The 25927-nt window shown below is 60.0% G+C and carries 23 protein-coding genes; 10 read left to right on the top strand and 13 right to left on the bottom strand.

Features of this window, described 5'->3' with window-relative positions; genetic code table 11:
* From SLH47_RS03465 to dctP, 6 genes are all read left to right on the top strand, one after another.
* A complete protein-coding gene (locus tag SLH47_RS03465) occupies positions 1 to 1158 on the top strand; it encodes an LLM class flavin-dependent oxidoreductase (protein WP_320237944.1) in 1158 nt (385 codons plus the stop codon).
* A complete protein-coding gene (locus tag SLH47_RS03460) occupies positions 1158 to 2048 on the top strand; it encodes an aldo/keto reductase (RefSeq protein WP_320237943.1) in 891 nt (296 codons plus the stop codon). Before SLH47_RS03465 ends, SLH47_RS03460 begins: the two co-directional genes overlap by 1 nt.
* Complete coding sequence (locus tag SLH47_RS03455; protein WP_320237942.1) at positions 2048 to 2551, top strand: flavin reductase family protein; 504 nt, start codon at positions 2048 to 2050, stop codon at positions 2549 to 2551. Before SLH47_RS03460 ends, SLH47_RS03455 begins: the two co-directional genes overlap by 1 nt.
* Before the next feature lie 108 nt (positions 2552 to 2659).
* A complete protein-coding gene (locus SLH47_RS03450) occupies positions 2660 to 3256 on the top strand; it encodes a TRAP transporter small permease (protein ID WP_320237941.1) in 597 nt (198 codons plus the stop codon).
* The gene (locus SLH47_RS03445) at positions 3256 to 4827 is read left to right on the top strand and encodes a TRAP transporter large permease (RefSeq protein ID WP_320237940.1); all 1572 of its coding nucleotides are present in this window, start codon (positions 3256 to 3258) and stop codon (positions 4825 to 4827) included. Before SLH47_RS03450 ends, SLH47_RS03445 begins: the two co-directional genes overlap by 1 nt.
* A gap of 23 nt (positions 4828 to 4850) precedes the next feature.
* Positions 4851 to 5912, top strand: a complete 1062-nt coding sequence (gene dctP / locus SLH47_RS03440; protein ID WP_320237939.1) for a TRAP transporter substrate-binding protein DctP — start codon at positions 4851 to 4853, stop codon at positions 5910 to 5912.
* A 55-nt stretch (positions 5913 to 5967) separates the two neighbouring features.
* Here dctP and SLH47_RS03435 read toward each other — a convergent pair whose 3' ends face one another.
* The gene (locus SLH47_RS03435; protein ID WP_320237938.1) at positions 5968 to 6792 is read right to left on the bottom strand and encodes a LysR family transcriptional regulator; all 825 of its coding nucleotides are present in this window, start codon (positions 6790 to 6792) and stop codon (positions 5968 to 5970) included.
* Between the two features lie 249 nt (positions 6793 to 7041).
* A complete protein-coding gene (locus SLH47_RS03430; RefSeq protein ID WP_320237937.1) occupies positions 7042 to 7530 on the bottom strand; it encodes a tetratricopeptide repeat protein in 489 nt (162 codons plus the stop codon).
* A 33-nt stretch (positions 7531 to 7563) separates the two neighbouring features.
* Here SLH47_RS03430 and SLH47_RS03425 point away from each other — a divergent pair, with 33 nt between their 5' ends.
* Positions 7564 to 8817, top strand: a complete 1254-nt coding sequence (locus SLH47_RS03425; protein ID WP_320237936.1) for a cytochrome-c peroxidase — start codon at positions 7564 to 7566, stop codon at positions 8815 to 8817.
* A gap of 17 nt (positions 8818 to 8834) precedes the next feature.
* Here the strand turns inward: SLH47_RS03425 and SLH47_RS03420 are convergent, their stop codons facing one another.
* The 8 genes from SLH47_RS03420 to xylF form a co-directional block, all read right to left on the bottom strand.
* Positions 8835 to 10022: a glycerate kinase gene (locus tag SLH47_RS03420; RefSeq protein ID WP_320237935.1), complete on the bottom strand. Its 1188-nt coding sequence runs from the start codon at positions 10020 to 10022 to the stop codon at positions 8835 to 8837.
* Positions 10015 to 11223: a hypothetical protein gene (locus SLH47_RS03415; RefSeq protein WP_320237934.1), complete on the bottom strand. Its 1209-nt coding sequence runs from the start codon at positions 11221 to 11223 to the stop codon at positions 10015 to 10017. Before SLH47_RS03415 ends, SLH47_RS03420 begins: the two co-directional genes overlap by 8 nt.
* Positions 11220 to 12134, bottom strand: coding sequence for a hypothetical protein (locus SLH47_RS03410; protein ID WP_320237933.1), 915 nt, complete (start codon positions 12132 to 12134; stop codon positions 11220 to 11222). Before SLH47_RS03410 ends, SLH47_RS03415 begins: the two co-directional genes overlap by 4 nt.
* A 113-nt stretch (positions 12135 to 12247) precedes the next feature.
* Positions 12248 to 13552 (bottom strand): xylose isomerase, encoded by a 1305-nt coding sequence (gene xylA, locus SLH47_RS03405; RefSeq protein WP_320237932.1) that lies wholly within the window; start codon positions 13550 to 13552, stop codon positions 12248 to 12250.
* Positions 13549 to 14988 carry a xylulokinase gene (gene xylB / locus SLH47_RS03400; RefSeq protein ID WP_320237931.1) on the bottom strand — a complete coding sequence of 480 codons (1440 nt, stop codon included), beginning with the start codon at positions 14986 to 14988 and terminating at the stop codon, positions 13549 to 13551. The genes xylA and xylB overlap by 4 nt, the downstream gene beginning before the upstream one ends.
* Complete coding sequence (locus tag SLH47_RS03395; protein ID WP_413785610.1) at positions 14988 to 15737, bottom strand: ATP-binding cassette domain-containing protein; 750 nt, start codon at positions 15735 to 15737, stop codon at positions 14988 to 14990. Before SLH47_RS03395 ends, xylB begins: the two co-directional genes overlap by 1 nt.
* On the bottom strand, positions 15737 to 17029 hold the full coding sequence (locus SLH47_RS03390; protein ID WP_320237929.1) for a sugar ABC transporter permease: 1293 nt from the start codon (positions 17027 to 17029) through the stop codon (positions 15737 to 15739). The genes SLH47_RS03395 and SLH47_RS03390 overlap by 1 nt, the downstream gene beginning before the upstream one ends.
* A 126-nt stretch (positions 17030 to 17155) precedes the next feature.
* Complete coding sequence (gene xylF, locus SLH47_RS03385) at positions 17156 to 18187, bottom strand: D-xylose ABC transporter substrate-binding protein (protein WP_320237928.1); 1032 nt, start codon at positions 18185 to 18187, stop codon at positions 17156 to 17158.
* Positions 18188 to 18397: 210 nt separating this feature from the next.
* Here xylF and SLH47_RS03380 point away from each other — a divergent pair, with 210 nt between their 5' ends.
* Entirely contained in the window at positions 18398 to 19663 is a 1266-nt protein-coding gene (locus SLH47_RS03380) for an ROK family protein (RefSeq protein ID WP_320237927.1), read from the top strand.
* Positions 19660 to 21132 carry a CRTAC1 family protein gene (locus tag SLH47_RS03375; protein ID WP_320237926.1) on the top strand — a complete coding sequence of 491 codons (1473 nt, stop codon included), beginning with the start codon at positions 19660 to 19662 and terminating at the stop codon, positions 21130 to 21132. The genes SLH47_RS03380 and SLH47_RS03375 overlap by 4 nt, the downstream gene beginning before the upstream one ends.
* On the opposite strand, the gene SLH47_RS03370 is transcribed toward SLH47_RS03375, so the two are convergent.
* The 3 genes from SLH47_RS03370 to SLH47_RS03360 form a co-directional block, all read right to left on the bottom strand.
* Positions 21129 to 22439, bottom strand: coding sequence for a cytochrome-c peroxidase (locus SLH47_RS03370; protein WP_320237925.1), 1311 nt, complete (start codon positions 22437 to 22439; stop codon positions 21129 to 21131). The genes SLH47_RS03375 and SLH47_RS03370 overlap by 4 nt on opposite strands.
* Positions 22440 to 22495: 56 nt before the next feature.
* Positions 22496 to 23776 (bottom strand): DUF3422 domain-containing protein, encoded by a 1281-nt coding sequence (locus tag SLH47_RS03365; protein ID WP_320237924.1) that lies wholly within the window; start codon positions 23774 to 23776, stop codon positions 22496 to 22498.
* 123 nt (positions 23777 to 23899) lie between these two features.
* Positions 23900 to 25072 (bottom strand): type III PLP-dependent enzyme, encoded by a 1173-nt coding sequence (locus SLH47_RS03360; RefSeq protein WP_320237923.1) that lies wholly within the window; start codon positions 25070 to 25072, stop codon positions 23900 to 23902.
* 246 nt (positions 25073 to 25318) lie between these two features.
* Between SLH47_RS03360 and SLH47_RS03355 the strand changes: the two genes are divergently transcribed.
* Positions 25319 to 25867 (top strand): pseudouridine synthase, encoded by a 549-nt coding sequence (locus tag SLH47_RS03355; protein ID WP_320237985.1) that lies wholly within the window; start codon positions 25319 to 25321, stop codon positions 25865 to 25867.
* Positions 25868 to 25927 lie beyond the last annotated feature (60 nt).

Raw genomic sequence — 25927 nt, 5'->3', positions numbered from 1 at the left:
ATGACCATCGTACCGGTCACCAGCGCAGACCTTGATGCGGCCGAAGTCAGCTGGTTTTCCGCACTGTGTTCAGACGATTACCAGTTCCTCGGCGTGCCCGATGGCGATTTGCGCTCAAGCTGGGAGCATTGCCGCGACATCGCGCTGACGGCAGAGGAACAGGGCTTCCGCAACATTCTCGCCCCGTCTTCTTATCAGGTGGGTCAAGACACGCTCAGCTTCGTGGCTGGCATGGCGCCGCTCACCAGCAAGATGAACTTCCTCGCCGCCATCCGCTGCGGCGAAGTCCAGCCCATCATGCTCGCCCGCACCATCGCGACGCTGGACCACATGCTGAAAGGGCGCCTGACCCTGAACGTGATCAGCAGCGACTTCCCGGGCGAGGTCGCCGAAAGCGCCTATCGCTACAAACGCAGCCATGAAGTCGTTGAAATCCTGCGCAAATGCTGGACGCAGGACGAGGTCAGCTATGACGGCGACATCTACCAGATCTCCAACCTCACCACCGATCCGGCCAAACCCTACCAGCAAAACGGCGGACCGCTCCTCTATTTCGGCGGCTATTCCCCCGCAGCACTCGAACTCTGCGGCGCCCAATGTGACGTCTACCTGATGTGGCCCGAAACCACCGACATGCTCGCACAGCGCATGAAGGACGTGAATGAACGCGCCGCCGCCCATAACCGCACGCTCGATTACGGTCTGCGCGTCCACATGATCGTCCGCGATACTGAACAAGAGGCCAAGGAATACGCCGATTACATCGCAAGCAAACTCGACGACGAATACGGCAAACTGATCCGCGACCGCGCCCACGATTCAATCAGCCTCGGCGTCGCCCATCAGGCCCGCGCCCGCGAGCTCGCCGACAAATACGGCTACACCGAACCCGGCCTCTGGACGGGTGTCGGGCGCGCGCGTTCCGGCTGCGGTGCGGCCCTTGTCGGCTCAACAGATCAGATACTTAGCAAAATTGAAGCCTATCAAAAGATGGGTATCCGTGCTTTCATCTTCTCAGGCTACCCGCATATCGACGAGGCCAAACATTTTGGCGGGCGCGTGATGCCGCAGCTCAAGACCTGCTCCCTGCCCCATGAATACGGCCGGGTGCCCAACGAAACGCCAGCCACGCCCTTGGGCACCGGAACCCGCCGCTAATGGACCGCATCCAGATCACCGACGACCTTTCCTTCAGCCGCATCATCTACGGCATGTGGCGGCTAGGCGATGACAGCAACACCTCGCCCGCCCATGTGCAAGCCAAGATCGAGGCGTGCCTCGAACAAGGCATCACCACGATGGATCAGGCCGATATCTATGGCGGCTACGAGGCGGAAGAAGTGTTGGGCAACGCCCTCAAAACCGCGCCTGCCCTCAAGGACCAGATCGAGATCGTCACCAAATGCGATATCGTTGCCCCAATGGGCCGCTACAGCGACGCGCAGGTCAAGTACTACGACACCAGCCGCGCCCATATCCTTGCCTCCGTCGATCACTCACTGCGGCTTATGGGCGTCGACAAGATCGACACGCTCCTGATCCACCGCCCCGACCCAATGATGGATCATCAGGAAACAGGTGCCGCGCTGGACGAGGTCGTGGCCTCAGGCAAGGTCCGCTCAGTCGGCGTCTCCAACTTCAAATTGCATGACTGGACGCTGCTTCAGTCCGCGATGAAGACAAAGCTGATCACCAACCAGATCGAACTGTCACTGAGCGCCCATCACGGCTTCACGAACGGCGATGTCGCTTACCTGCAAGAGCGCCGCATACCCATCATGGCGTGGTCACCCCTCGGCGGCGGCAGCCTGATGACCGGGACGGGCCCCATGCAAGACGCAATGGGCAAAGTCGCCGCAGAGAATGGAGTCGACACGGGCGCCGTTGCGGTGGCCTGGCTGCTCGCGCACCCAGCGAATATCATGCCAGTGATGGGAACTAACAATCTCAATCGAATCAAAGGCCTGTCCGACGCGTTGAAAGTGAAAATGGACCGGCAAACCTGGTTCACACTCTACACCGCCGCGCTTGGCCAAGAGGTTCCCTAATGGACGCAGGCACCATCGCCACTTTCGACCCCAGCACCGACGCGGACAGCTTTCGCGGCGCGCTCGGTACCTTCGTGACAGGGGTCACGGTCGTCACAACCGACAGCCCCGAAGGCCCCGTCGCCATCGTCGCCAACAGCTTTGCCTCCGTGTCGCTTGACCCGCCGCTGGTGCTTTGGTCACCGGCCAAATCGTCCAAACGCTTCGAGCACTTCGCAGGCTCCCGCCGCTTTGCGATCCACGTCCTGGCTGCCGATCAACGCGATATCTGCGCCGCCATCGTTCGCTCAAAAACCGCGATCAGTCAGATCCCGATGCATCTGTCCCATTGCGGTATGCCGATCATCGAAGGGGCGCTCGCCACATTCGAATGCAATCTCGAAGCCACCCATGACGCCGGCGACCACGTCATCATCGTGGGCCGTGTCACAAAGGCACATCACAATCCCGGTGACCCGCTCGTCTTTCACGCTGGCAAATACGGGGGCTTTCACCAAGACTGACGGAAAAATCCGCAGTACCTGAGGACCCGGACCATATCCGGGGCGGCGGCCAACACCGCTGACAACAAAAGGGCCAAAGGCCCTGACATAAACAGGGGAGGAGCCGCGATGTCGGTCCTGTTTGGCCTACTTTGGCCGCTTGAACGGTTCAACACCGTGGTGCTTGCCATCGGCAAGGCGATCGCGGTTGCGGCCCTTGCCATCATGGTCTGCCTGATCCTGGGCCAGGTCTTTTTCCGCTATGTGCTGAACGACGCCCCGAACTGGACCGAAGAAGGCGCGCGCTTCGGCATGCTCTGGATGACCGGGCTGATGGCGCCGATGGCCTACCGGATCGGCGGTTTTGTCTCCATCGACATGCTCGAACGCGCCCTGCCCCGCATGGCTGCGGCGATCCTGACGCTGATCCTTTTGGCTATTACGCTTTGGGTGCTCATCATCGCCTGGGACAAGGGCCTCAATAACCATGTGGACACGATCTCTGGCCGCGGCTGTTCCTCAAGCCTGCGCTGGCCCTTCGGGATCGAGATCGGCAAATGCGGCAACCGGTTTCAAAACAATTATCAGTTTACCTCGCTCTGGGTCGGCGTGAACCTTCTGATACTCGTCAATCTCGAACTGATGATCCGCCAGATCATCAAGCTTGGCGGTGCCGGTGAAAAACTGAACCCGCTCAGCGTCGAAGACTACGCGGGGGCCGAATAATGCTGCTCTGGTTCCTGCCCGTCTTTCTTGTCCTGATCATGGTCGGCCTGCCGGTTGTCTTTGCCCTGCTCGCGGCCCCCTTCGCGCTGCTGACGCTTGACGACCAAGCGCGCCAACTCTCGGTCCTTTACCGCAATTTCTACAACGGCATGGACAGCTTCCCGCTGATGGCCCTGCCCTTCTTCATGCTTGCGGGTGAGATCATGAACCGGGGCGGCATCACGCTCCGCCTGGTCGAGTTTTCCCAGGCCTTCATGGGCCATCTGCGCGGCGGCCTCGCCCACGTGAACATCCTGTCCTCCATCCTGTTCGCAGGCCTCTCCGGTTCGGCCGTTGCCGACACCTCGGCGCTCGGTTCCACCCTGATCCCCGCGATGGAGAAGAATGGATACAGCCGCAAATTCGCCGCCGCCATCACTGCCGCCTCTTCAGTCATCGGCCCGATCATCCCGCCCTCGGGCATCATGATCATCTACGCCTATGTGATGGGCGAAAGCGTCGCGGCGCTTTTCCTCGCAGGCATTGTCCCCGGCATCATGGTCGGCGTGGGCCTGATGATCATGGTCCGGCTCATGGCCGACCGCTACAACCTGCCCAAGGCTGAACGGATCGTTCACAAGAACCAGACAATGACCGCGACCGAATACTGGGTCAGCTTCGTCCTTTTGCGGCTCAATTTCGGCTACATCCTTTATGCGATCCTGACCGCCACCACTGGCATCACCGCCGAGACTGTCAACGCGGCAGGCGAGACCATCCCGGCATCCGGTACCGTGATCCTTGGCACTTTCGCCGTGTGTCTGCTTGCCGCCCATTTCCTGCTGATGGGCTACCGCAAACGGGTCAGCCACGACTTCCGCATCATCTGCAAAAAGGCCGTCGCCCCCCTTCAGACCCCCATCATCATCCTCGGCGGGATCCTGATCGGCATCATGACCCCGACCGAGGCCTCAGCCGTCGCCGTGGCCTATGCGCTGATCGTCAGCTTCCTCGTGCTGCGCTCCATGACACTGAAAAACCTGCATCAGGTCCTATCCCGCTCCGCCCTCGCCACCGCCGCCGTCCTGCTGCTCGTCGGTGCCGCCGTCGCCTTCAAAACGGTGGTTTCACTCAGCTACGCACCGCAAATCCTCAGTGAGTTCATCCTGTCGCTCTCCGAGAACCCGTTGATGCTCCTGTTCCTCATCAACATCCTGCTTTTCGTCGTCGGCATGTTCCTCGATGCAGGCCCCGCGATTATCATCCTCGGCCCTATCCTTGGGCCCATCTTCGTCGACCTCGGCGTGCACCCTGTGCACTTCGCGATCATCATGAGCGTCAACCTGACCGTGGGGTTGGCCACGCCCCCCATGGGGCTTGTCTTATTCGTGGCCAGTACCGTCTCGCGCGAAAAGGTTGAAACCATCGCGCGGGCCATCCTACCCTTCCTCGCCGTCGAAATTCTGGTGATCTTCCTCATCACCTATATCCCCGCCATTTCCATGACAGTGCCTTATCTGACCGGGTTCCTGGGCTGCGGCCCGGAGGTTGGATTCAGCGCTTGCATTAGCCCGCCACCGGGCATCAACTAAAGATCAGCAACAGGGAGAGAGTAATGCTGAACCACCTCAAAATCGCGGCCACCGCCGCCCTTCTGGCGACACCATTCGCCGCCTGGGCGGATGGCCACCAGGAATTCACCATCAGGGCCACCGCGAACTCCAATGAAAACGACGAGGATTATGACGGACTGATCGTCTTCAAGAATTACGTCGAAGCGGCCTCCAACGGCCGGATCGGCGTTGAGCTTTTCATCGGCACGCAGCTCTGTGCCACCGGTGCGGAATGCCTTGAAGGCGTCTCCGAAGGCTCCATCGACGTCTACATCTCCACTTCCGGCGGGGCCGCGGGTATCTTCCCTTACATCCAGGTGCTCGACCTGCCCTACCTGATGTCCGATGACCGCGTGGCAGAGGCTGTGCTGTCGGGCGATTTTGTTCGTACGCTGCGTGACAAGGCGCTGGAAGACAGCGACAACACAATCCGCCTAATGACCGTGGGGAACACGGGTGGCTGGCGCAACTTTGCCAACACCGAACGCCGTGTCCAGACGCCCGAAGACCTCGCTGGTCTAAAGATGCGCACCGTGGTCGCCGACCTGCCTGTGCAATTGGTCGAGGCGATGGGCGCCTCCGCCACGCCGATCCCATGGCCAGAACTATTTACATCGCTGCAAACTGGCGTTGTTGAAGGCACGGCCAACGGCATCACCGACATCATGGGCATGAAGTTCCCCGATGCGGGCCTGCAATATCTGACGCTGGACGGGCACTCCTACATGGGCGCGCTTTGGTGGATGTCGAACGAAAACTTCATGGCGATGCCGGAAGACCTGCGCCGCGTCGTGGTCGACGGGTTCAGCCAGTTGCAGCAAGCCACCTTCGCCTCCCCCAAACGTAAATCCATCGAAGCCTATGAAGCCTTCGTGGCCGGTGGCGGTGACATCTATGTCCCAACACCAGAGGAAAAGGCCGCATTCGCCGCCGCAGCTGAGCCTGTTCAAGCCTGGTTCCGCGACAATGTTGATGGTGGCTCAGAAATGCTCGACGCCCTGCTTGCAGCCGTGGAAGAAGTCGAAGCCGATATCGCAGCGGCTTATGCGAGCGATTTGAACTGAGCTCTGCGTGGAAGAAAACATCAGGGCCGTCCATCAGGGCGGCCCTTCTTTTTAGTTAATTTCGTCCTGTGACATAGCCCGCAATCGCATCCAAAGCCGCGCGAATGGGCGGCTCATTGCGGGCTTCATGATGGGAAACCAGCCATTGCTCACTGCGCAAGGCTTCAATCTCGTCTGACAGGCGGATCAGCCCTTTTGTCCGTTCACCAATGAACATTGGCAGCACCACACGCCCAATCCCGGCGCGGGCCAATGCGCAAGCCAGATGCGGGCTGTTGGCCTTGGTCACGATCCGGTCGCCATAATTGGCTTTCACCCACAAAGCCGAGGGGGTCATCGTCGCACCCCAGGCCGACCCGATCCAGCCCTGTACATCTTCGTGCGCACCATATTCGGCGAACGCTACCTCACCGATACGCTGCCGCGCGACCCAGGGCTGTTCCGGACAGCGGTTGCGCAGCCCGATATCCACCTCGCGCCGCGCGATATCGAGGTCATGGTCGCAATAGACGAATTCCGGCAGCCAAGACGCCTCCGGATCCCAATAGGACCGCACATTCTCGGCCAGATCCATCGCCGTCCACGTTCCCGCCGAAATCCGCACGCAAACCGGCCCCTTCGCCGCATCGCGCCATTGGTCGATCTGCCGCGCGGCCTCCTCCATATGCACCGTCTTCTGGGCCAGCGCCGCGCCATCCGCCGTCAGCGTGTATCCGTCGGCCCCATGCAAGAACAACCGCCGCCCGAGTGCTGCCTCAAACGCCTTCATCCGGCGGCTCAGGGTGGCCTGACTGACCCCCAGATCATGCGCGGCACGTGCAAGGCTACCCAGCCGCGCAATGGCCGAGAAATAGGCAAGGTCGTTCCAATCCGTTTGCATTTGCGAAAGTCCACATCCGGTTTTGCGGTCTGATCAACCCGGCTTCACGAGGTTAGGTCTGAGGCATCCTAGCAAGAAGGACCCCCCCAATGACGCCCCTTATCCGCCCCCTGCCTAAGCAGTGCCAACCGCAAACGGAATACCAAAACGAGCGTTTGATCTTTGCAGAAATGAAAGCTGAGTTGCGCCAGCGTAAGCGTCAACAGTGGCTCCAGTGGATCGAGGCCGTATTGACGAGGCGCTATGACACTACCGAAACGGATACATCCACACCTTGTAGTCATCCACCAGCACCTCGGCGCGGGCGCGTTCTTCGGCTGTCAGACGGGGCGTGATTTCTTCAAGGCTCACCAAGGCATCCGGGTCCCCGCCTATTGCCGATAGCGCGTACCAAAGATACGCTCTGACCATATCGGGGGCGGGAATGCCGCGTCCGACTTCGTAGTACCAGCCTAACCCGGATTGCGCGCCCGCATGGCCCTTCAACGACGCCCGAAGATACCAGTCAAACGCCCGCTCATCATCGCGCTCCACACCCAGGCCAAGCGCATACATGACCCCGATCAACTCCTCGGCTTCCGCATTGCCAGAGCGTGCGTAAACCTCAAAAAGCGCGCGCGCCTCACCGTATTCGCCGGCTTCCATCAGATCGCGCGCGATCTCCATGTCCGCCTGCACGGGCGTGGCAAGCATCCAGCTGGCCACAAGCCATATCAATGCTTTCTGAGCACGCAGCATACCACTCTCCTTGGGTTGATCCTCGCGGGCCAGATGGCTGCCGCGCAGGGTATCGGACCGGATGATTACATCCCCGTCGACCCTGATCAAGCCCGGATCGGGCAGCTTCTGTTCTATGATAAGATATTGTCAGGCAATAGAAATATATCCTGCGGCACCTGCCATCATCATGACCATGCCGGGGGTGACGGGTTGTCGCTCGGCATTGGCGAAGGCGGCGTGGGTGTCGGGCCAGAACGTAGACCTGGCACAGGCCCCGACCGGATCAAGAAACGTATCCCCCGCAACGCGCCTGCGCTTTGGAACCTTGGGCACAACGACATCCGTGTTCTCTTCCATGATGGTCGCCTGACCCGCTCCGATATCTATGGCAACGGGTTCGACAGCCCGGCGGAGGAATGGCTGCCTGCCGACCTTGATAATCTGCTGGCCGCGCAGGCGCTATTCCCGATGGCCGCGCAGTTCGAGATGGCCGGAAATCTTGGCGAGAACGATGTGATCGGCGCGGTCACCAATCGGATTGACCGCGGCTGGCCCATCATCGCCAAACGCGTGCGCACGATCCCCGCATATGGCGCCATGTTCGTTGAGACCTTCGATCACATCGAAGAGCCCGGCGACGTCACCATTGTTGAAATTGGTAATGCCCTGGGGGCCTTCATCGCCAGCGAATGGCAAAGCTATGACAGTCCCTATGATGCCTGGCTGACCGGCACCCCTTTGCCCGAAGATGCGGAGCGTGGGCGCGAACTATTCTTCAACAACCGCTGCGCATCATGCCATGCGGGCCCGCTTTTCACGGATCAGCAGTTCCACGCCCTTGGCTTGCCAGCCTTCGGACCGGGGCGGACACGACGCTGGGATCAGATCGCGCGCGACGTGGGGCGGATGGCCGAAACGAACCTCTTGGAAGACGCCTACAAGTTCCGCACGCCGTCATTGAGAAATGTCGCCCTCACCGGCCCCTACGGTCATAACGGCGCCTATCCGACGCTTGAGGCAATGATCCGGCATCATGCTGACCCAGTTGCGGCACGTGCTGCTTGGTCGGAGGACGTCGCGAACCTTCCTGACGCTCCATGGCTCGCCCCGGTCGACTTTGCGATCCGTCAGGATAGTGCGGAAATGGCCCGGCAGGCTGCCGTGAATGACATGCGCCCTATGGCTTTGAGTGATGACGACATTGCCGATCTTGTCGCGTTCCTGCACGCTTTGACCGGCGAGACTGCCGAGAATCGCCCTCTTGGTCGCCCCGAAACCGTTCCAAGTGGATTGCCAGTGGACTAGCATCAGCGCTGACCGGCTTAGTCCATCCGGATCATCACACCCAGATCAGCCACATTCGTGCCGGTCGCGCCTGTGATCAAAAGGTCGCCCGCCTGTTTCAGCGCGGCATAACTGTCGTTATTGGCAAGCAGTGCTTCTACGGCGCCGATCTTGTCCAATGTATCCTGATCGACCAGACCGCCTGCCGCATCGGTGGGGCCGTCACGCCCGTCACTGCCACCTTGCAGACAGACCCAACGGGTCCAGCCACGTGCACGTGCCTCAAGCGCGATGCGCAGTGCCAGTTCCTGATTGCGTCCGCCACGCCCGTTGCCGCGCAAATGCACCGTGGTCTCACCACCCCAAACGGTGATGCCCGGCTGCGCCTCATCGCAGATCTTACGCGCTGCATCGGCCACGTCGCCCTCAACCGGGTCAGACATCACATGCGCCTTACCCGCTTCCTTGGCCATTGCGGCTACGCTTCTTGCGTTTGAACCAACAAGAACGTTCGTGCAATCAGGTACGGGTTCAGGTGGTGGCGCACCTTTTAGATATGTGCGCACCGCGTCTGGTACGCGCGCCCATATACCAGCCTTCTGGAGGGCCTCAATCGCCTCTGCTGCTGTGCCGATCGGATGCGCAGTGGGCCCGCTCGCAATGGCAGAGAGATCATCTCCGACAACATCGGACAGGATCAGCGCGGTCACCTGATGCGGTGCTGCGCAACGTAGAAAGCCGCCGCCCTTCAGTTGCGACAATTGCTGCCGGATCAGGTTCATGGTGCGGATATCCATGCCCGCACCCAGCAGTAATTCATTCACCACTGCCTTGTCGGCAAGCGTTACATCCCCTGCAGGCGCAGGCAGGAGGGCCGATCCGCCACCTGAAATTAAGGCCAGAACCGGCCCTTGGGCGGCCTGCAACGCATCAATAACTGTGCGCCCGGCGGCTGCCCCATTCTCATCGGGCACCGGATGCCCGGCTGCCAGAACCAATGCACCGTTCAGATCACCTGCATTCTCGTAATTGGTCACCACGAGACATGGCGCACCTTGAAAGCGCGCGAGCGCCGGTTCGGCCATGCGCCGCGCGGCCTTGCCCACTGCAATAATCAGTGCTGGCGATTGTACACGGTCGAGCGCGTTTTCCACAGCCGCAAAGGGGTCAGCCGCACGCAGCCCCGCATCAAAAATCCGGCGCGCCAGCTCGCGTGGATCATCCATGCCCAACTCTCCCCTTTTCGGCCATTAATGCTGCCATACGCTGAACCACCTGCAATTCCAACTCTGCTTGTGGTGAGGCGGTCAGGGAGGGCATCGAAAGCGCGACCAGTACCCGCGGTTGCGCCATCGCAAGGATCACATGCGTCGCGGCATAGTGTTCGAAAAGGTAGGCGATGTGATCATCCGCAACCGCCCCCAATTGTGGCGGATCAGATTTGCGCAATACGGGTGCGGCTTCAAAAATCTGATCCAGAACAGCCGGTTGCAAGTCACTCAAGCGCTCTTCACTAATCACTGCCGCCCCATCGACAAGCGGATGATTTTGCAGATCACGCAAAAACGCCATCGGATCGTTCGTCTTGGCATCCGCCAGATAGCGTAGCAGGCCAAGGCTTTGTTCTTCGGCCCGCAAGGCGCGTGCATCGCTTAGAATGGCCACGACAAACAGCATCGTCAGAATGGCCGCCATCACCAGAAGCGTTCCGGCACGCCCCAATTCGGCAAGAAAACCAATCATCCCGCCCACCGATCCGCCCGCCATCACCATGATGGCCAGATTGATCAATGTCGTGCGATGCCCCTGATGGGGCCGCCCTAGACCAATGGCCAGCCAACACAAGATCAGCACGGACAGCGCCGAAAACTGGATCGGCAGATCGATGTAAAGCAGCAGGAAATCCCCGATGGCGACGGGGATCAGCAACAACAAAGACAGGCCAAGCCGCACGACAGTCGCGTTTTCCTGTGCTGAAAGCGACGCTTTGTCACGCGAGAGGATCAGGCAGCCTGACAAGACAAATCCCGAAACCTGAAAAGCCAGCAGCGTGAACAGACGCGCGGGATCGATACTATCGGAATACCAAAGCGAAGTGACAGCGGCGAGGCAGGCGCCACCGCAGACGAAAAACTTGATCGCTGGCGGCGCGTGTCTGCGCAGCAGCCCCTCGGTCAGTAAGATCACAGCCAACGGGATCAACCCTGCCGCCAGCAGCACAAAGATGCGAAACGCCTCAATCCCCGTCAAAATCATGAAAACACGCGCCGCAAACAGCATCATTGTGACCTGCAAGCCAAAAAGAAACCGGCGGTTGATCGGCTCCCACGGATCGCGGGCAATCAGGACGCCACGCAAAACGAACAGCCCCAACAGGGCGGCACAGGACAGGAAAAGCTGCACCAGAACGGTCGCTGCAGCAATCATGGTTTTTGGTCTTTTGCAGGGCGCAGGATGGAGAATTGCCGCGTGCTGTCGGCCCAGTAGATTGCAGGCAAGATCAAGCGGCGCAGCGCGACTAGCCCGCCAGTAACCACCAGGCCCAAGAGGGCCGACTTGGGCACCTCCCGCGCAAGATATGTACGCATCGCGGCCAGATCCATCTGCCCAAGTTGCAGCACATCATCGCCCCGGTCATAATCCAGCATATCAGCGCAATAGGCGTTGTAGCGGTCATCGCGATGCTTTGGGGCCTGATCCCAGCTCTTCTTCAGGTCATTCGAACCGCCGGTATAAGCGTCTGTGATGACAAAGCGCGTCTCGTCAAAATCCGCGTCATTACCCACCCCAAAGACATGCCGATGATCCGCCATGATCTCACGCGCCAAAAGCAGGTGATTGAGTGTGCGCCGCCCTCCTGCCGGCCGCGGCCAGACATCCGAGAACATCTCGGACACCATGCCTACCACGGCAGGAACCTGCGTGACGTTTGAGATCCAGATGGGCCGAAATTGCCGCCGCACGAAGATTAGAAAGCAGGTTAGCCCATAAAGCACCCAGGACAGGTTTTTGGACCTTTCTTCAGGGGCGACCATGACGAGGCCGAGATGCAGCACCTCTGTTGCGTGCGGCGCTGTGTCAACATCCATCACCGCCAGCGCATTGAAGGCAACCGGCGTGCCATCCTGGCGCGAAACCAGCGTGATGATCACCGTCTCCATGCTGGCCTTGTCGCCGGAGAACACACCGTAGGTCAGGCTGCCCGCTTCCAATGTCTGGGTCGCGATCTGGCGCAAAGCGTCGGCCAATGCCTGCAACGCCTCTGGCTTCATCCAGAGACCCGGACGCTCCACAATCCGCACGACATAGTCACGCCCGGACCGCAGGCTCACATCCATGTACCGCCGCCTGAATGTCTTGAAAACCGTGCCGATCAACGTCTTGCGCCTGTCCTGTCACCGGCAGGTTAGGCAGGCCCGCAAATCGGCACAAGGTCAGGTTTTCCGGGTGCTTAGACGTAGCGGTTGACCAGATTCTCCAACCGCTCCTGACGGCCGGAGCGCGGCTGCGGGTCGATGTTGTCGCGGACCACACAATCATAACAGTGATCCAGGGTCGCTTGTGTCAGCAGCGCTTGCGCGTCGGGCGTATCCCAGCCCGCATAGCGTTCGTTGCGCGCCGCTTCCAGCTTGCCGTCTTCGAGCATGGCCGCCGCAGCTTTGAGCCCTGCCGCGCAAGCATCCATGCCACCGACATGAGCAAGGATAAGATCTTCAGGATCAAGGCTTTGCCGCCTTAACTTCGCGTCAAAATTCGTCCCGCCGGTCATGAAGCCACCCGCGCGCAGTACCTCGTAATAGGCCAAAGCCATTTCAGGCACGTTGTTCGGGAACTGGTCGGTATCCCAGCCGGATTGATAATCGTTGCGGTTCATGTCGATGGACCCGAAGATGCCGAGTTCACGCGCCAGTGCCAGCTCATGCTCGAAAGAATGGCCCGCGAGGATCGCGTGGCCCTGCTCGATATTGACCTTCACTTCATCCTCAAGGCCGAAATCCTTGAGGAAGCCATAGACTGTCGCAACGTCGTAATCATACTGATGCTTCGTCGGCTCCTGCGGCTTCGGCTCGATCAGGATCGTCCCCTTGAAGCCCATCTTGTGCTTGTAGTCGACCACCATCTGCAACATGCGACCCGCCTGCTGCCGTTCGCGCCCCATATCGGTGTTAAGCAGCGTCTCATAGCCTTCGCGACCGCCCCAAAGGACGTAGTTCTCTCCGCCCAGCTTGATCGTCGCATCCATGCAGGTCTTGATCGTCGCCGCCGCATAGGCAAACACGTCCGGGTCCGGGTTCGTCGCCGCCCCCGCCATGTAGCGGCGGTGCGAGAACAGATTGGCCGTGCCCCACAGCAGCTTGACACCCGTCGCTGCCATCTTTTCGGCAAAGTAATCAACGGTTTCTTCAAGGTTCTTCGTGCTCTCAGCAAAGCTCGTCCCCTCGGGACGCACATCCGCATCGTGAAAGCAGAAGTAAGGCACGCCGAGGATCTGGAACATCTCGAACGCCACATCCGCCTTCAGCTTCGCCGCCGCCATCGTGTCGCCAAACCAGGGCCGGTCAAAGGTCTGGCCGCCAAACGGGTCAAGCCCGGGCCAAGCAAAGGAATGCCAATAGGCAGCGGCAAAGCGCAGGTGATCCTTCATCGCCTTGTCCATCACCATCTCGTCCGCGTTGTAGTGGCGGAAGGCGAAATCGTTGTCGCTGTTGGGGCCTTCGTATTTGATAGCGGGGATGCCTTTGAAGAAGTCAGTCATTTCAGTCCTTTCAGCGCGGCATAGCTGGCGCGGTAGCGTGCATGGGCTTCGGCAAAGGCCGCAGTAAGCGATGTGTCAGGTTCGATCGTGCGCGCAATCTGCGGAGGTGCTGCGATCTCGACCCCGGCACCGGTCGCCGCCATCATGCCAAGGCGGGCCGCCCCGAATGCACCGCCAAAGTCGCCATCTGTTGGCAGTTCAATCGGCATGTCGAGCGATGTCGCAATCGCCTGCACCCAATAATCCGACTTCGAACCGCCACCAACCGCGATCAAGCGGTCAATGCGCGTCCCCGTCGCCGATAGCGCGTCATAACAATCCCGGATCGCATGGGTCACACCCTCCAGGACAGCGCGGGTCATGGCTGCCTGATCGGTCCCGTGATCCAGGTGCAGAAACGATCCACGAATGCTGGCATCGTTATGCGGCGTCCGCTCACCGCCCAGGTACGGCAAAAACAACGTCCGCGTTGGCGCTTGCAACTCTCCGAGAACACCCGTCAGAGTGGCCGAGGGCGCACCCACCACGCCCGCAAACCAGTTCAGCGCGTCAGCTGCGGCCAAGATCACGCCCATCTGATGCCAAGTGCCCGGCAAAGAATGGCAAAAGGTATGCACGGCAGTCGCCGCATCCGGCTGATAAGCGTCAGAGGCGGCAAAAAGCACACCTGACGTGCCAAGTGAGACAAACGCCTCTCCCGCCTTCACAACACCCACGCCAACCGCGCTCGCCGCGTTGTCACCGCCACCACCAGCCACGACCACACCTTTGGGCAGGCCCCAGCGGCTTGCCAGTTCATCCCGCAACTGCCCCGAAATCTCCGAACCTTCGACCAGACGCGGCATATGCGCGCGGCTCATCCCGGTTGCCGAAAGCAAAGCATCCGACCAGTCGCGTTTGCCGACATCCAGCCACGAGGTTCCGGCAGCATCGGACATCTCGGCCACCGCCTCACCCGTCAGCCAGAGACGCAAGTAATCCTTCGGCAGCAGCACGCGCGCCACCCGCGCAAAAGTCTCCGGCTCATGTCGCGCGACCCAGACCAGTTTTGGCGCGGTGAAGCCGGGGAAGACGATATTGCCGGTTAGCTCGCGAAACTGCGGATCAGCGTCGAGTTCCGCCGCCTCTGCGGCGGACCGTGTGTCATTCCACAGGATGCAAGGGCGCAGCACCTCATCCGCTGCATCCAGTAGCGTCGCGCCGTGCATCTGGCCGGACAGCCCGATCCCGCGCACCGCATCCAACGACACCTGCGCGCCGAGCGCCCGCATGGCCGAATCTGCGGCATCAAGCCAGGTCGCTGGCGCCTGTTCAGACCAGCCGGGCGCGGGCCGCACGGCCTCCAACGGCGCGACAGCCTCGGCCGGAACTGCCTGCCTATCATCGATCAGGATCGCCTTGAGACCTGATGTCCCCAGATCAAGGCCGATATACATTAGGCCGCAAGGTGTTCGGGTTTTTTGCCTGCGATGATCATGGCGAGCAGATCGTCGGTTGATACCTCATCAACCTTTACGACACCAATCAATTGCCCGTTCTTCATCACCGCCGCCCGATCACACAGCTCCTTGACCTGATGCACGTCGTGGTCGATCAGGAAGATGCCCAAACCTTCGCGTTTGAGCTCTTGAATGAGTTCTGCGACCATCTGCGTTTCCTGCGGCCCAAGGGCGGCAGTCGGTTCGTCCATGATCAGGATCTTTGCGTTGAAATAGACGGCGCGCGCAATGGCGACGGATTGGCGTTGACCACCCGACAGTGCCGATACGGGCGCGTGAAACTTCTGGAAGTTGGGATTGAGGCGGCCCATGATCTTGCGCGTCTCCGCTTCCATCGCGGCATCGTCCACCATCCCAACCGCGGTCGTCAACTCACGCCCCAGAAACAGATTTGCCGCCGCATCCAGATTGTCGGCGAGAGCGAGCGTCTGATAAATCGTCTCGATATTGTACCGGCGTGCGTCGCGCGGGTTGTTGATCTCGGCATGTTGGCCATTGATCATGATCTCGCCCGCATCCTTGTTATATGCGCCGGACAGACATTTGATCAGCGTCGATTTGCCTGCCCCGTTGTGACCCAAAAGGCCAACAACTTCGCCGGGATAAAGATCAAGGCTTACATGATCGACCGCTTTGACCCCACCAAACGCGATGGAGATATCCTTGAGTTCAACCAATGGGGTCATCATTTCGCTCCCGAGAATTTGCGGTACTGGATGTCGATCCAGACGGCCAATACCAGCACAAAGCCAACGACGATGTTCTGGTAAGGTGCATCCACGCCCACCATGGCCATCCCTGATTGCAACGATTGCATGATCAGCGCACCGATGATCGCGCCGTAAATCGTGCCGACCCCACCGGAGAGGGCGGTTCCACCGATCACCGCTGCCGCAATCACACGCAGTTCGTCCAGCGTCCCGATATCGTTGGTATGATACCCCAATCGCGCCGAGGCGACGATGCCACCAAGCGCACAGAGCACGCCGACCATCGCAAAGATTTTGACGGTCAAGAGCTTGGTGTTAATCCCCGAAAGCTCTGCCGCATCCGGGTTACCGCCCGTGGCAAAGATGTAGCGACCAAGCCGGGTGCGCTGCGCAATTACCGTCATGACAACGGCTACTACAATCAGCATCAGGACCGAATAGGGAATACCATAGGCCGCGTTACAGCCCTCAGCCGTTTCACAGCCCCAGCGGGCAAGGTCGCGCGCGACCACGCGTTCAGGTACGGTGTAGGAGTTCAGGACGGCGACGAAGCCCAGAATAGCGGCAACAACGATCCCGATCACGGCCATCTCGGCCCACATCGGTTTGACAGGGAAACCGTGCCCCACCTTCGTGCGGCGCGCCATCATCAAGCCAAATGCAGCCGCCGCCGCCGCAATCAAGCCGACAACCCAGCTCCAGAACACGCCGAGCGTGCCGTTGATCCCGCCGAACAGCAGATATGTCTCATCCAGTGGACCAATCGTCTGACCATTGGTCATGTGCCACGCCACGTTGCGCCAGATCAGAAGGCCGCCCAGCGTGACGATAAAGGCCGGGATCATCTGGTAGCCGATCAGATAACCCTGAAAGCCACCAATCAGCGCGCCTGTCAGCAGCCCCACCAGAATGGTGATCCACGGGATCATCGGATGACCGATCTCAAGCCCCAACATATTCGGCAGGAACTGAGTCTGTGTCATCGCCATGACAGCTGTACAGGTGGCAAGCAACGCACCGACTGACAGGTCGATATGCCGCGTCACGATCACGAACACCATGCCCGTGGCCATGATCGCTACCGAGACTGTCTGGATCGACAGGTTGAAGATATTGCGCGGCGTCAGGAACCGCCCTTCCGTCAGCACGTTAAAAACGAGGCAGACGAGGATAAACGCACCGATCATGCCGAGGAGGCGCGTATCCACCTCCAGCTTGGCCAGAAAGTTGCGTTCGGCTTTTGGGGGTTCTGCGACTTGATCAGTCATATGATGCTCCAATCCAGCCCGCTACGGGCCGGCGCATGACATAGGCACTTTGAAATTTGGCGAGGGGGACCTTACGAAAAGGTCATAAGGTCCCAGTCAGGGCGGTCCACTGACCGCCCCAGACACTTAGTTACAAGGGGCAGGACCGCCCGAAACACCCTGGCAAAGCGCCTCAACAGTGATCCAGCCCGCATCGGTAACGGTGGTCAGGTTGGCCGCCGTGATCGGCACAGGCTCAAGGAACAGAGATGTCATCTCGGTGCCGCCGGGCGACGTCCACTTTTCAGAGCCGACAACGCTCATCATCGGCGCACCACTTGCCATTGACACGGCCACCTGGCCTGCCGCGTAGCCCAGATCTCGTGCGTCCTTCCAGACGGACACGGTCTGTGTACCCAGCGCCACACGGTTGAGTGCTGCATGGTCGCCGTCCTGGCCAGACACCGGAATGCCTTCCATACCCTGTGCCGTCAGCGCCGCAACTGCACCACCTGCAGTACCATCGTTTGAGGCAACAACGGCGTCCACGTTGTTGTCATTCGCGGTCAGGATCTGCTCCATGTTGCGCTGCGCATTCGCAGGCAGCCAGCCATCGGTATAGGCCTCGTCAACAATGGTAATCGCACCGCTATCAATCGCGGCCTGCAGCACCTCTTGCTGACCACCACGCAGGAAATCCGCGTTCGGGTCGGTGGGAGAGCCTTTGATCATGACGTAGTTGCCGCTTGGCTGGGCGGCAAGAACCGCACGGGCCTGCATACGGCCCACTTCAACATTGTCGAAGGTCAGATAGAAGGCGCGTGGATCCTCGATCAGACGGTCATAGGCCACAACCGGAATGCCTTCAGCGTCGGCTGCATCGACTGCAGGGCCAATCGCAGCTGCGTCCTGCGCGAGAATGATCAGGGCGTCCACGCCCTGCGCGATCAGGCTTTCAACGTCTGAAAGCTGCTTGGCCGAGGATGATTGCGCGTCTGCAGACACATAGGTGGCTCCAGCAGCCTCCAATGCAGCTTTGATAGCCGCCTCATCAGTCTTCCAGCGCTCTTCCTGGAAATTGGACCAGCTGACGCCAACGGTAACGCCATGGCCGTCTGCCAATGCGGCAGAATTGAAGCCAGCAACCGCAATGGCCGCGGCAATAATGGATTTATGCATTTGTTCCTCCCAAAGATTTGCCCTCCCGTCTCGGGGGCGCGGGTCTTTTGACCCTACGTCGTACAGGATGACCAATTAATTTCAGTTGTCAAAATAAAAATTGGTCAAAATCCGAAAAATTTGCTTTGATCCCGCATGAGTTTTGGGCAAAGCTTGGAAAATCGGGTTGTTTGCTGAGTTTACACCACGCAATAGTTCAAGTCTTGAAATATGTATGAGGAAATCACAGCGGAAGGCGGCGAATCAGAGAAACCCTCTGGCTGCGGCCCGATGTTGCCCATTGAGAGCAACGAGGCCAAGCCGCTACGTCAACAGATCTTCGAGTATGTGCGGGCTGCCGGACGCGCGGCACGCACTGATGTGACGCGTGCGCTTGGTATCAGCGCAGGCTCTGCGACGACCCTCACCGCCGACTTGATCACGGCGAACTTGTTGCGCGAAGTCGAAGGTGCCCCCCGTGAAACCGGACGCGGCCGCCCGCCTGTCGCACTCGAAGTCGTGCCCAAGGGACATCATGTGATCGGCATCAAGCTATCGGATGAAACGCATTCTGCGGTCCTCACAGACTTTGCAGGCAATATGCTGGGTGACGCATCCCTGCAAACGCAACCAACGCCCAAACCGCTGGATGCGCTGCTGGAAGAAATCGATGCGCTGATGGACCTTGTGCTGAAAAGCACCGACAAATCGCTGGCAGACATCTCGGCCGTCGGGATCGGGATGTCGGGGATCGTCGATTTCGAAACCGGCATGGTGCCGTGGTCTCCCCTTTTGGTTGATCGAGACGTGGACATGGCCAATGCATTTGTCAGCCGTTTCGGGCTGCCACTGCTCCTCGACAATGACGCGAACGTCCTGACCTTAGCCGAATTGTGGTTCGGCGCGGGTCGGTCGATGGCGGATTTTGCGGTCGTGACCATCGAGCATGGTGTCGGCATGGGGATGGTTTTGGGCAATCAACTGTTCCGCGGCTCGCGCGGCATGGGGTTGGAGCTTGGCCATATAAAGGTGCAACTCGACGGCGCGCTTTGCCGTTGTGGCCAGCGTGGCTGCCTGGAGGCCTATCTGGCCGATTATGCCCTTGCCCGCGAGGCGGCCACAGCGTTGCACCGCAATCCCCGCAATCTGCAAAGCCCGGCTGCAATGCTTGAGGCGCTTTTTGCGCAGGCCAAATCTGGCAACGAAGCGGCTCTGACCATCTTTCGCCGGGCCGGACGCTATCTGTCGGTGGGCCTGTCGAATATCATCCAACTCTTTGATCCAGAACTGATTATTCTGTCAGGTGCGCGGATGAAGTACGACTATCTTTACGCCGATGAGGTGCTCGCCGAGATGCAGAAGCTGACATTGAACGACGGGCGCGCGCCCTGCCGGGTCGAGATCCACGCCTGGGGAGATTTGGCTTGGGCACGCGGGGCCACGGCGCTTGCCCTGACCGCCGTTACTGATGCGGCCTTGGGTGAAAGCCGCGCATGATCCGTGCCCTACCCGTTCTGTTTTTGGCCTCGGCGGTGGCAGCGGAGCCGCATTTTGAGGACCGCTCATCCGGCCTTCCTGAACATATCTATGATGGCGGATGGGAGCATTTCGTGGGTGGTGGTGTCGCCATTCTAGACTGCAACCGCGACGGCCTGCCGGATATCTTTACGGCAGGTGGTGAGAACCCCGCGAAGCTCTTTATCAATCAGGGAGATTTTACCTTCATACCCGCCGACTTCCCTGCAATCACTGGTGTGACAGGTGCCTATCCGCTGGACATCAATAGCGACGGTACACTGGATCTGTTCATCATGCGGGTCGGACAGAACGTGCTGCAGATGGGCGCGGGCGATTGCCGGTTCAATCGCGGCAGCGAGTTACCGCCGCGCGATGATTGGACCACCGCCTTCTCCGCCTGGTGGGACGATCAGGGCCTTGTTATGGCCATCGGGAATTATGTTGATCGCAGCGACCCTGACGGGCCGTTTGAGGCTTGCGATGACAATTACCTCCTGCGCGCAGGTCGCGGTGACTATTTCGCAACCCCACTCACCCCCGGCTATTGCCCCTTGTCGATGCTCGCTGCCAATGATGCGCGTGGTCAGCCGACATTGCGTATTTCCAATGACCGCCACTACTACGTGCGTGGCGGGCATGAGCAAATGTGGGATATCGCCGACGGTCGCTTTCTCGGGCCAGAGGACGGGTGGAGCAACGTCTCGCTCTGGGGCATGGGGATCGCCAGCCGGGATTTGACCGGTGACGGGTTGGACGAGGTCATGCTGACCTCAATGGGTGATCAATTGCTGCAATTGGCGGACCCGGACGGCACATATGAGGCAGCCCCTTTCAGCATCGGCACTTATGCGCAGCGGCCCCATATCGGCGATGACGGGCGCCCCTCGACCGGGTGGCACGCGGAATTTGCGGATGTAGACAACGATACGCGGCCCGACCTTTTTATTGCGAAAGGCAATGTGGACCAGATGCCGGGATTGGCCACACGTGATCCCAACAACCTTTTGATGCAAAGCCCCGATGGCACATTCGTAGAGGCGGCCGCTGCCGCCGGTATCGCGACGACGGATCGCTCGCGCGGAGCCGCTTTCGCGGATTTCGACAATGATGGCAGGCTTGATCTGGTGGTGATGAACCGCCGCGCACCGATGGAGCTGTATCGCAACATCACCGAAGACACCGGCAACTGGCTGCGCGTGGACCTCAGCCAGATGGATGTGAACACGTTCGCGATTGGGGCGACTGTCATTGTCCGCTACGGCCCGGATTATGCAGGCATTCAGGTGCAACAACGGGTGGTCGGCGGCGGTCACGCCGGAGACAGCGCCCTGCCCCTGCACTTTGGTCTTGGCGATGCCGAAAGTGCTGTAATCACCGTGCAATGGCCTGACGGTTCGTTCTCTGGCCACGAAAGCCCGGCGAACGAGACCGTGATCATCAGCCGCTAGGGCTGATCGACGGGCAAACCGCTCGGTACGGTTTCGGGGATGCCCAATCGTCCCTCAACGGCGATGGGGTCGGTCAGCGCATCAAGAAACGCGATCAGGGCCGTCACCTCCGCATCCGTCACCGCAATCGGCTCTTCGGATATCGCGGCCATGATCGCAGGGCTATCCGCCAGCCCGCCTGCGTCATCCACCGGCATCTCTGGCAAGGTCGCTTGCGTCAGGTCGTAGGCCTGCAAGCCTGCCTTTGGGTCCAGATGCGCCACGACAAAACTGCGCAGATCGCTATGGGCACCTGCATGCCCATAAGGGGCGGTGAGGGCGACATTCCGCAGGGACGGCGTGCGAAAGGCGTAGAGGTCCGCGACATCACCGGTCACCCGAAACCGTCCCTCATCCCTTGCATGGCTTTCGAAGCGGGCGGCTTTGCCAGGGCCGATCTGCGGCACCCCCATTGCGTGAAAATCGTGATCGGTCAGAAACGGGCCACTGTGGCAAGCCGCACAGCCCGCCTTTCCGTAGAAAAGCTCCATGCCGGTTGCCGCAGGCTCTGGCAGCGTGCCTTCACCGCGAAGCACCGCGTCAAAGGGCGATGTATCCGACCGCCATTCCCATTCCATGAAAACCGCAATCGCGTTTGAGATATCGGCAAATGTGATCTGGTCCGGGTCGTCGATGTGATCATAAACGGCAATAAAATCATCGGCATAGGCGGGGACATCCGCAACACGCCGCGCGATGATATCCCACGCACCGCCCTCACCGGTGATCACCCCACGCCGCACGGCTTGGGAGACGTCATTCTCGCTGTAGTGCCCCGCCATCTCATCGGCGCTCAGCACCGGGAACATCGTCTGTGCGGACAGAAGCGAGGCGAAGCCGGTCACCATATCTGCATCGAGCGGCGTGCGCAGGCCGCCGGGACGGTCGGGGTCGACCTCGATCCGACCATCGTGGAAGAGCACGGTGAATTCATGCGCGCCGAGGTTAAAGAGCGCGGGCGCGTTTCGTGGGATGCGTTGTTCTGGCATGTTTTCGGGATCAACCACCCTTTTCGGGCCGAGACCAATCCCACCATCGCCAATGCCGAGCGACAGACCATCCCCCGTGCCAAAGGCCGGGTGGTGGCAGGTGCCGCAAGACACTTCACGATTGCCCGACAGGATCGGATCGTAGAACAGCAACTGGCCCAGCCGTGCCTCCACCTCGCGCACGGGCCGGAAATCGGCGTCGGTCAGTGCGCGCGGCAAGCCGTCCGCCGCAACACCCGTGCCGAGTACCGCCATAAAGGCTGTTGTGATAATCCGCATCGTTTCCTCCCGTCCGCAATGGTTAGCATGGCGCAGGCCGGGCGCAAGTGCGGCACTTACTCCATATTGCGGCGGATGCGGTTGACGAGATACCAGACGACCCCCAGCACGATGGGCGTCGCCAATGCGGCGAAAACAACCTTGCTGATACCAAACGCCTCTTCCAGCGGGCCGGTCATGTTGAGCACCAGATTGACGGCGTAATAGCTGATCGCGACAACCGACAACCCCTCAACCGTTTTCTGCAAGCGCAATTGCAGATCGGCGCGTCGGTCCATGCTGGTAAGCAGCTCCTGGTTCTGGGCCGAGCGCTCCACATCAACCCGCGTCCGCAGGAGATCGCCGGCGCGCAAGGCGCGATCAGACATGGCCTGCAAGCGCCCTTCAGTCGATTTCACCGTGCGCATGGCCGGGTCGAAACGGCGCATCATGAACTCACCAAAGGTTTGGCGCCCCGCAAAGCGCTCCTCGCGCAAAACGGTGATGCGTTGGTTGACGATCGTCTCGTAAGCCCCTGTTGCACCGAAACGAAATGTCGATTGCGCAATCGTGTTTTCGATCTCTGCCGAGACTTCCAGAAGCCCTTCCAAAACCTCTGCCGGATGCGCCACCGCCCCACGCATATTCTCCAACAAACCGGTCAATTTCCTGTCAAATTCTGCCATTTTTGGCCCCAGCGACCGCGCCCGCGACAGACCCAACATCGACATCGCCTTATAGGTCTCAATCTCGCAAAGCCGCTGTACGACGCGACCGACGCGCCGGTTACCCACATGCGGGCGCGCGAAGACGGCAAATCGCATATGCCCACCGGGGTCGATCCGAAAATCTCCCGCGACCACCAGATCATCCCCAACCACACGACTGATGGCCAGGCTTTCGGGCACAAACCATTCGCGTGCCTTTTCGGCAATGCCATCGTCGCCATCGGCCACTTCAACGCGGATCAACGCGGACGTCACGCGCGTGCCGGGCGCCGCTGCCAGCCAATCCTCGGGGAACACGGCAAAGGTGGCCGCGTCAAAGGGACGGTCCGCCACGCCTTCCCCGAATATCGTGTAAGTCACAAACTCCGTATGGCTTTCCCATTTCAGCTGGTGCTTGCCGATCTTGCCAAAGTAATGCGTGGCCCCCGGTTGAGGATGCTGCGCGCCAAAGCGGTCCAAGAGGTCGATCAGATGGGCGCGATCCGCCTCGCGGTCGCGGCCTGCGGCATTGCTTGCGGGCTTGATCGCCAGATAGGCGGCACGGCTGGGTGCGGCCACCGCCGGAAAGGGCCGCGCATGCAACTCATTGGCCATCTGATAGCGCAGCGGGTGATCTTCAATCGGGGGCATGGGCGCGCCTTGTTGCTACTCTTCCTCGCAAGTTAGCGAGGTTTCACACCCTGTAAACCATGAAAATTGTTAATTTATAAATGGTTAGCGGCGTGCAACAGTATACCGCATGCCGCTCCTTGGTCAGATGACAACGACATCCAGTGGCGGGAAGCCGTTGAAACAAACCGAAGAATACGTGGATGTGTAGGCGCCGGTGTTGCGGATCAAGACGCGATCGCCGGATTTCAGCGACAGCGGCAATGACACAGGACGCTTTTCATAAAGCACATCCGCGCTGTCGCAGCTTGGCCCCGCCAGAATACATGGCCCCATCGGCTCAGCATCCTTCGCAGTCTCGAACTGATAGCGGATCGCCTCACCTTCCGTCTCGGCCAACCCCGAAAAACGCCCGATATCCAGATATACCCAGCGATGCAGGTCACGGTCGGATTTGCGGCTGACGAGCATCACTTCGGCCACGATCACGCCAGCTTCCGCGACCATGCCGCGACCCGGCTCTGCCATGATGTGCGGGACGTTTGGAAAACGTGCTTCGACCATTGCCATAACCTCCGCGGCATAGGCCGTCGGTGTCACAATCGCTTCACCGTGGAAGGCTGGGAACCCGCCACCGATATTGAGCAGTGTCAGATCATGCCCCGCCGCCTGCGCGGCTTGCCAGATGTCGGCCATCACGTCCAAAGTCGGTGCCCACATCGCCGCCTGCCGGGTCTGCGACCCGACATGGAACGAAAACCCAACCGGGTTCAGGCCAAGCGCCGTCGCCATATCCAGCAATTGCAGCGCCATATCCTTGTCGCAGCCAAACTTGCGCGACAAAGGCCAGTCGCCCGGCGATGTCTCGACCACCAGCCGGATGTAAACGCAAGCGCCCGGCGCGTGCGCTGCGATCTTCTCCAGCTCTTCAGCAGCGTCGGCAGCAAACAGAGTGATCCCCTGATCCCAGGCCCACGCAATATCGGATGCGCGCTTGATCGTATTGCCAAAGGAGACCTCTGATGGCTGCGCGCCCTCTTCGAGGCAAAGCGCGATCTCCGCACGCGAGGCCGCATCGAAATGTGAGCCGAGATCGACGAGCCGTGCAATGACCTGACGCGCTGGATTGGCCTTCACCGCATAATGGATATCGGCACGCCCGAGCCCCCGCCGCAGTGCACGATATTGCGCCTCAACCAGATCAAGGTCCATCACCAGTGTCGGCTTGTCAAAGCTTCGCGCGGCGACAAACGCATCAAGGCGAGAAGTGCATTCGACAGAAAAAGACGCCCCGTCGGGCGCGAAGTGCATAGTCATGGGTCATCTCCAGTAGACCCGGCCATAACGGATTTTCACCGCCCCAGACCGCTCAGTTCCAAAAGAGACGTTACCGTCGCTACGTAAACACGAGTGCGTTGACTATCACTGGCCAGAGGCGCGTGCGTTGGCGTCTATGGGCGCGCATTTGGGGCAAGTTGAGATTCGGCACAAGAGGGAAAATGACGCTATGCGATTTTTCATATCAGCATGGACGGGCCCGCATATCTGCGGCACATGAAAGCCATGGCCCGCGTGATCCTATTCAACAAACCTTTTGGCGTCCTGTCGCAATTCACAGATGCGCGTAGCCCAACGCCGCGCCCGACCCTCTCATCCTACATCGATGTGCCCGGCGTGTATCCCGCAGGGCGGTTGGACCGCGATAGTGAAGGGCTGATTGTCTTGACAGATGATGGACGCTTGCAAGCGCGGATTGCCGATCCAAGGCACAAGCTCAGCAAATGCTATCTGGTGCAGGTTGAGGGGGCACCAAAGGATGCGGACCTTCAGAAGCTGCGCGATGGCGTCACGCTCAAGGACGGGCCAACGCGTCCCGCGAAAGCCCGACTGATCGATCCACCAAACCTTTGGGAGCGCGATCCGCCGGTGCGTTTCCGGAAATCGGTGCCGGACCGGTGGATCGAAATCGTGATCAGCGAAGGCCGCAACCGACAAGTGCGCCGGATGACGGCCCATATCGGCTTTCCAACGCTGCGGCTGGTGCGCTGGCGGGTGGGCGATTGGTCACTCGACAGGCTCTCCCCCGGTGGCTGGCGTGAGATCAGCGCTTAGTGGGTACGCCGACAAACGGTTGATATACGTCAACTCATCGCCACCCAAACAAAGCCATTC

The sequence above is a fragment of the Cognatiyoonia sp. IB215182 genome, assembly GCF_033963905.1.
Taxonomy (GTDB): domain Bacteria; phylum Pseudomonadota; class Alphaproteobacteria; order Rhodobacterales; family Rhodobacteraceae; genus Yoonia.
The sequence above is the reverse complement of the archived record's forward strand: the minus strand, read 5'-3'. Positions and strand labels throughout refer to the sequence as shown.

Coding starts and splice junctions, on each gene's coding strand:
- SLH47_RS03460 (WP_320237943.1), top strand. CDS start 1,158: ATGGACCGCATCCAGATCACCGACGACCTTTCCTTCAGCCGCATCATC.
- xylF (WP_320237928.1), bottom strand. CDS start 18,187: ATGCATAAATCCATTATTGCCGCGGCCATTGCGGTTGCTGGCTTCAAT.
- SLH47_RS03455 (WP_320237942.1), top strand. CDS start 2,048: ATGGACGCAGGCACCATCGCCACTTTCGACCCCAGCACCGACGCGGAC.
- SLH47_RS03375 (WP_320237926.1), top strand. CDS start 19,660: ATGATCCGTGCCCTACCCGTTCTGTTTTTGGCCTCGGCGGTGGCAGCG.
- SLH47_RS03360 (WP_320237923.1), bottom strand. CDS start 25,072: ATGACTATGCACTTCGCGCCCGACGGGGCGTCTTTTTCTGTCGAATGC.
- SLH47_RS03430 (WP_320237937.1), bottom strand. CDS start 7,530: ATGCTGCGTGCTCAGAAAGCATTGATATGGCTTGTGGCCAGCTGGATG.
- SLH47_RS03410 (WP_320237933.1), bottom strand. CDS start 12,134: ATGGATGTGAGCCTGCGGTCCGGGCGTGACTATGTCGTGCGGATTGTG.
- SLH47_RS03425 (WP_320237936.1), top strand. CDS start 7,564: ATGGCTGCCGCGCAGGGTATCGGACCGGATGATTACATCCCCGTCGAC.
- dctP (WP_320237939.1), top strand. CDS start 4,851: ATGCTGAACCACCTCAAAATCGCGGCCACCGCCGCCCTTCTGGCGACA.
- SLH47_RS03395 (WP_413785610.1), bottom strand. CDS start 15,737: ATGACCCCATTGGTTGAACTCAAGGATATCTCCATCGCGTTTGGTGGG.
- SLH47_RS03355 (WP_320237985.1), top strand. CDS start 25,319: ATGGCCCGCGTGATCCTATTCAACAAACCTTTTGGCGTCCTGTCGCAA.
- SLH47_RS03445 (WP_320237940.1), top strand. CDS start 3,256: ATGCTGCTCTGGTTCCTGCCCGTCTTTCTTGTCCTGATCATGGTCGGC.
- SLH47_RS03450 (WP_320237941.1), top strand. CDS start 2,660: ATGTCGGTCCTGTTTGGCCTACTTTGGCCGCTTGAACGGTTCAACACC.
- SLH47_RS03465 (WP_320237944.1), top strand. CDS start 1: ATGACCATCGTACCGGTCACCAGCGCAGACCTTGATGCGGCCGAAGTC.
- xylA (WP_320237932.1), bottom strand. CDS start 13,552: ATGACTGACTTCTTCAAAGGCATCCCCGCTATCAAATACGAAGGCCCC.
- SLH47_RS03365 (WP_320237924.1), bottom strand. CDS start 23,776: ATGCCCCCGATTGAAGATCACCCGCTGCGCTATCAGATGGCCAATGAG.
- SLH47_RS03390 (WP_320237929.1), bottom strand. CDS start 17,029: ATGACTGATCAAGTCGCAGAACCCCCAAAAGCCGAACGCAACTTTCTG.
- SLH47_RS03380 (WP_320237927.1), top strand. CDS start 18,398: ATGTATGAGGAAATCACAGCGGAAGGCGGCGAATCAGAGAAACCCTCT.
- SLH47_RS03415 (WP_320237934.1), bottom strand. CDS start 11,223: ATGATTGCTGCAGCGACCGTTCTGGTGCAGCTTTTCCTGTCCTGTGCC.
- xylB (WP_320237931.1), bottom strand. CDS start 14,988: ATGTATATCGGCCTTGATCTGGGGACATCAGGTCTCAAGGCGATCCTG.
- SLH47_RS03420 (WP_320237935.1), bottom strand. CDS start 10,022: ATGGATGATCCACGCGAGCTGGCGCGCCGGATTTTTGATGCGGGGCTG.
- SLH47_RS03435 (WP_320237938.1), bottom strand. CDS start 6,792: ATGCAAACGGATTGGAACGACCTTGCCTATTTCTCGGCCATTGCGCGG.
- SLH47_RS03370 (WP_320237925.1), bottom strand. CDS start 22,439: ATGCGGATTATCACAACAGCCTTTATGGCGGTACTCGGCACGGGTGTT.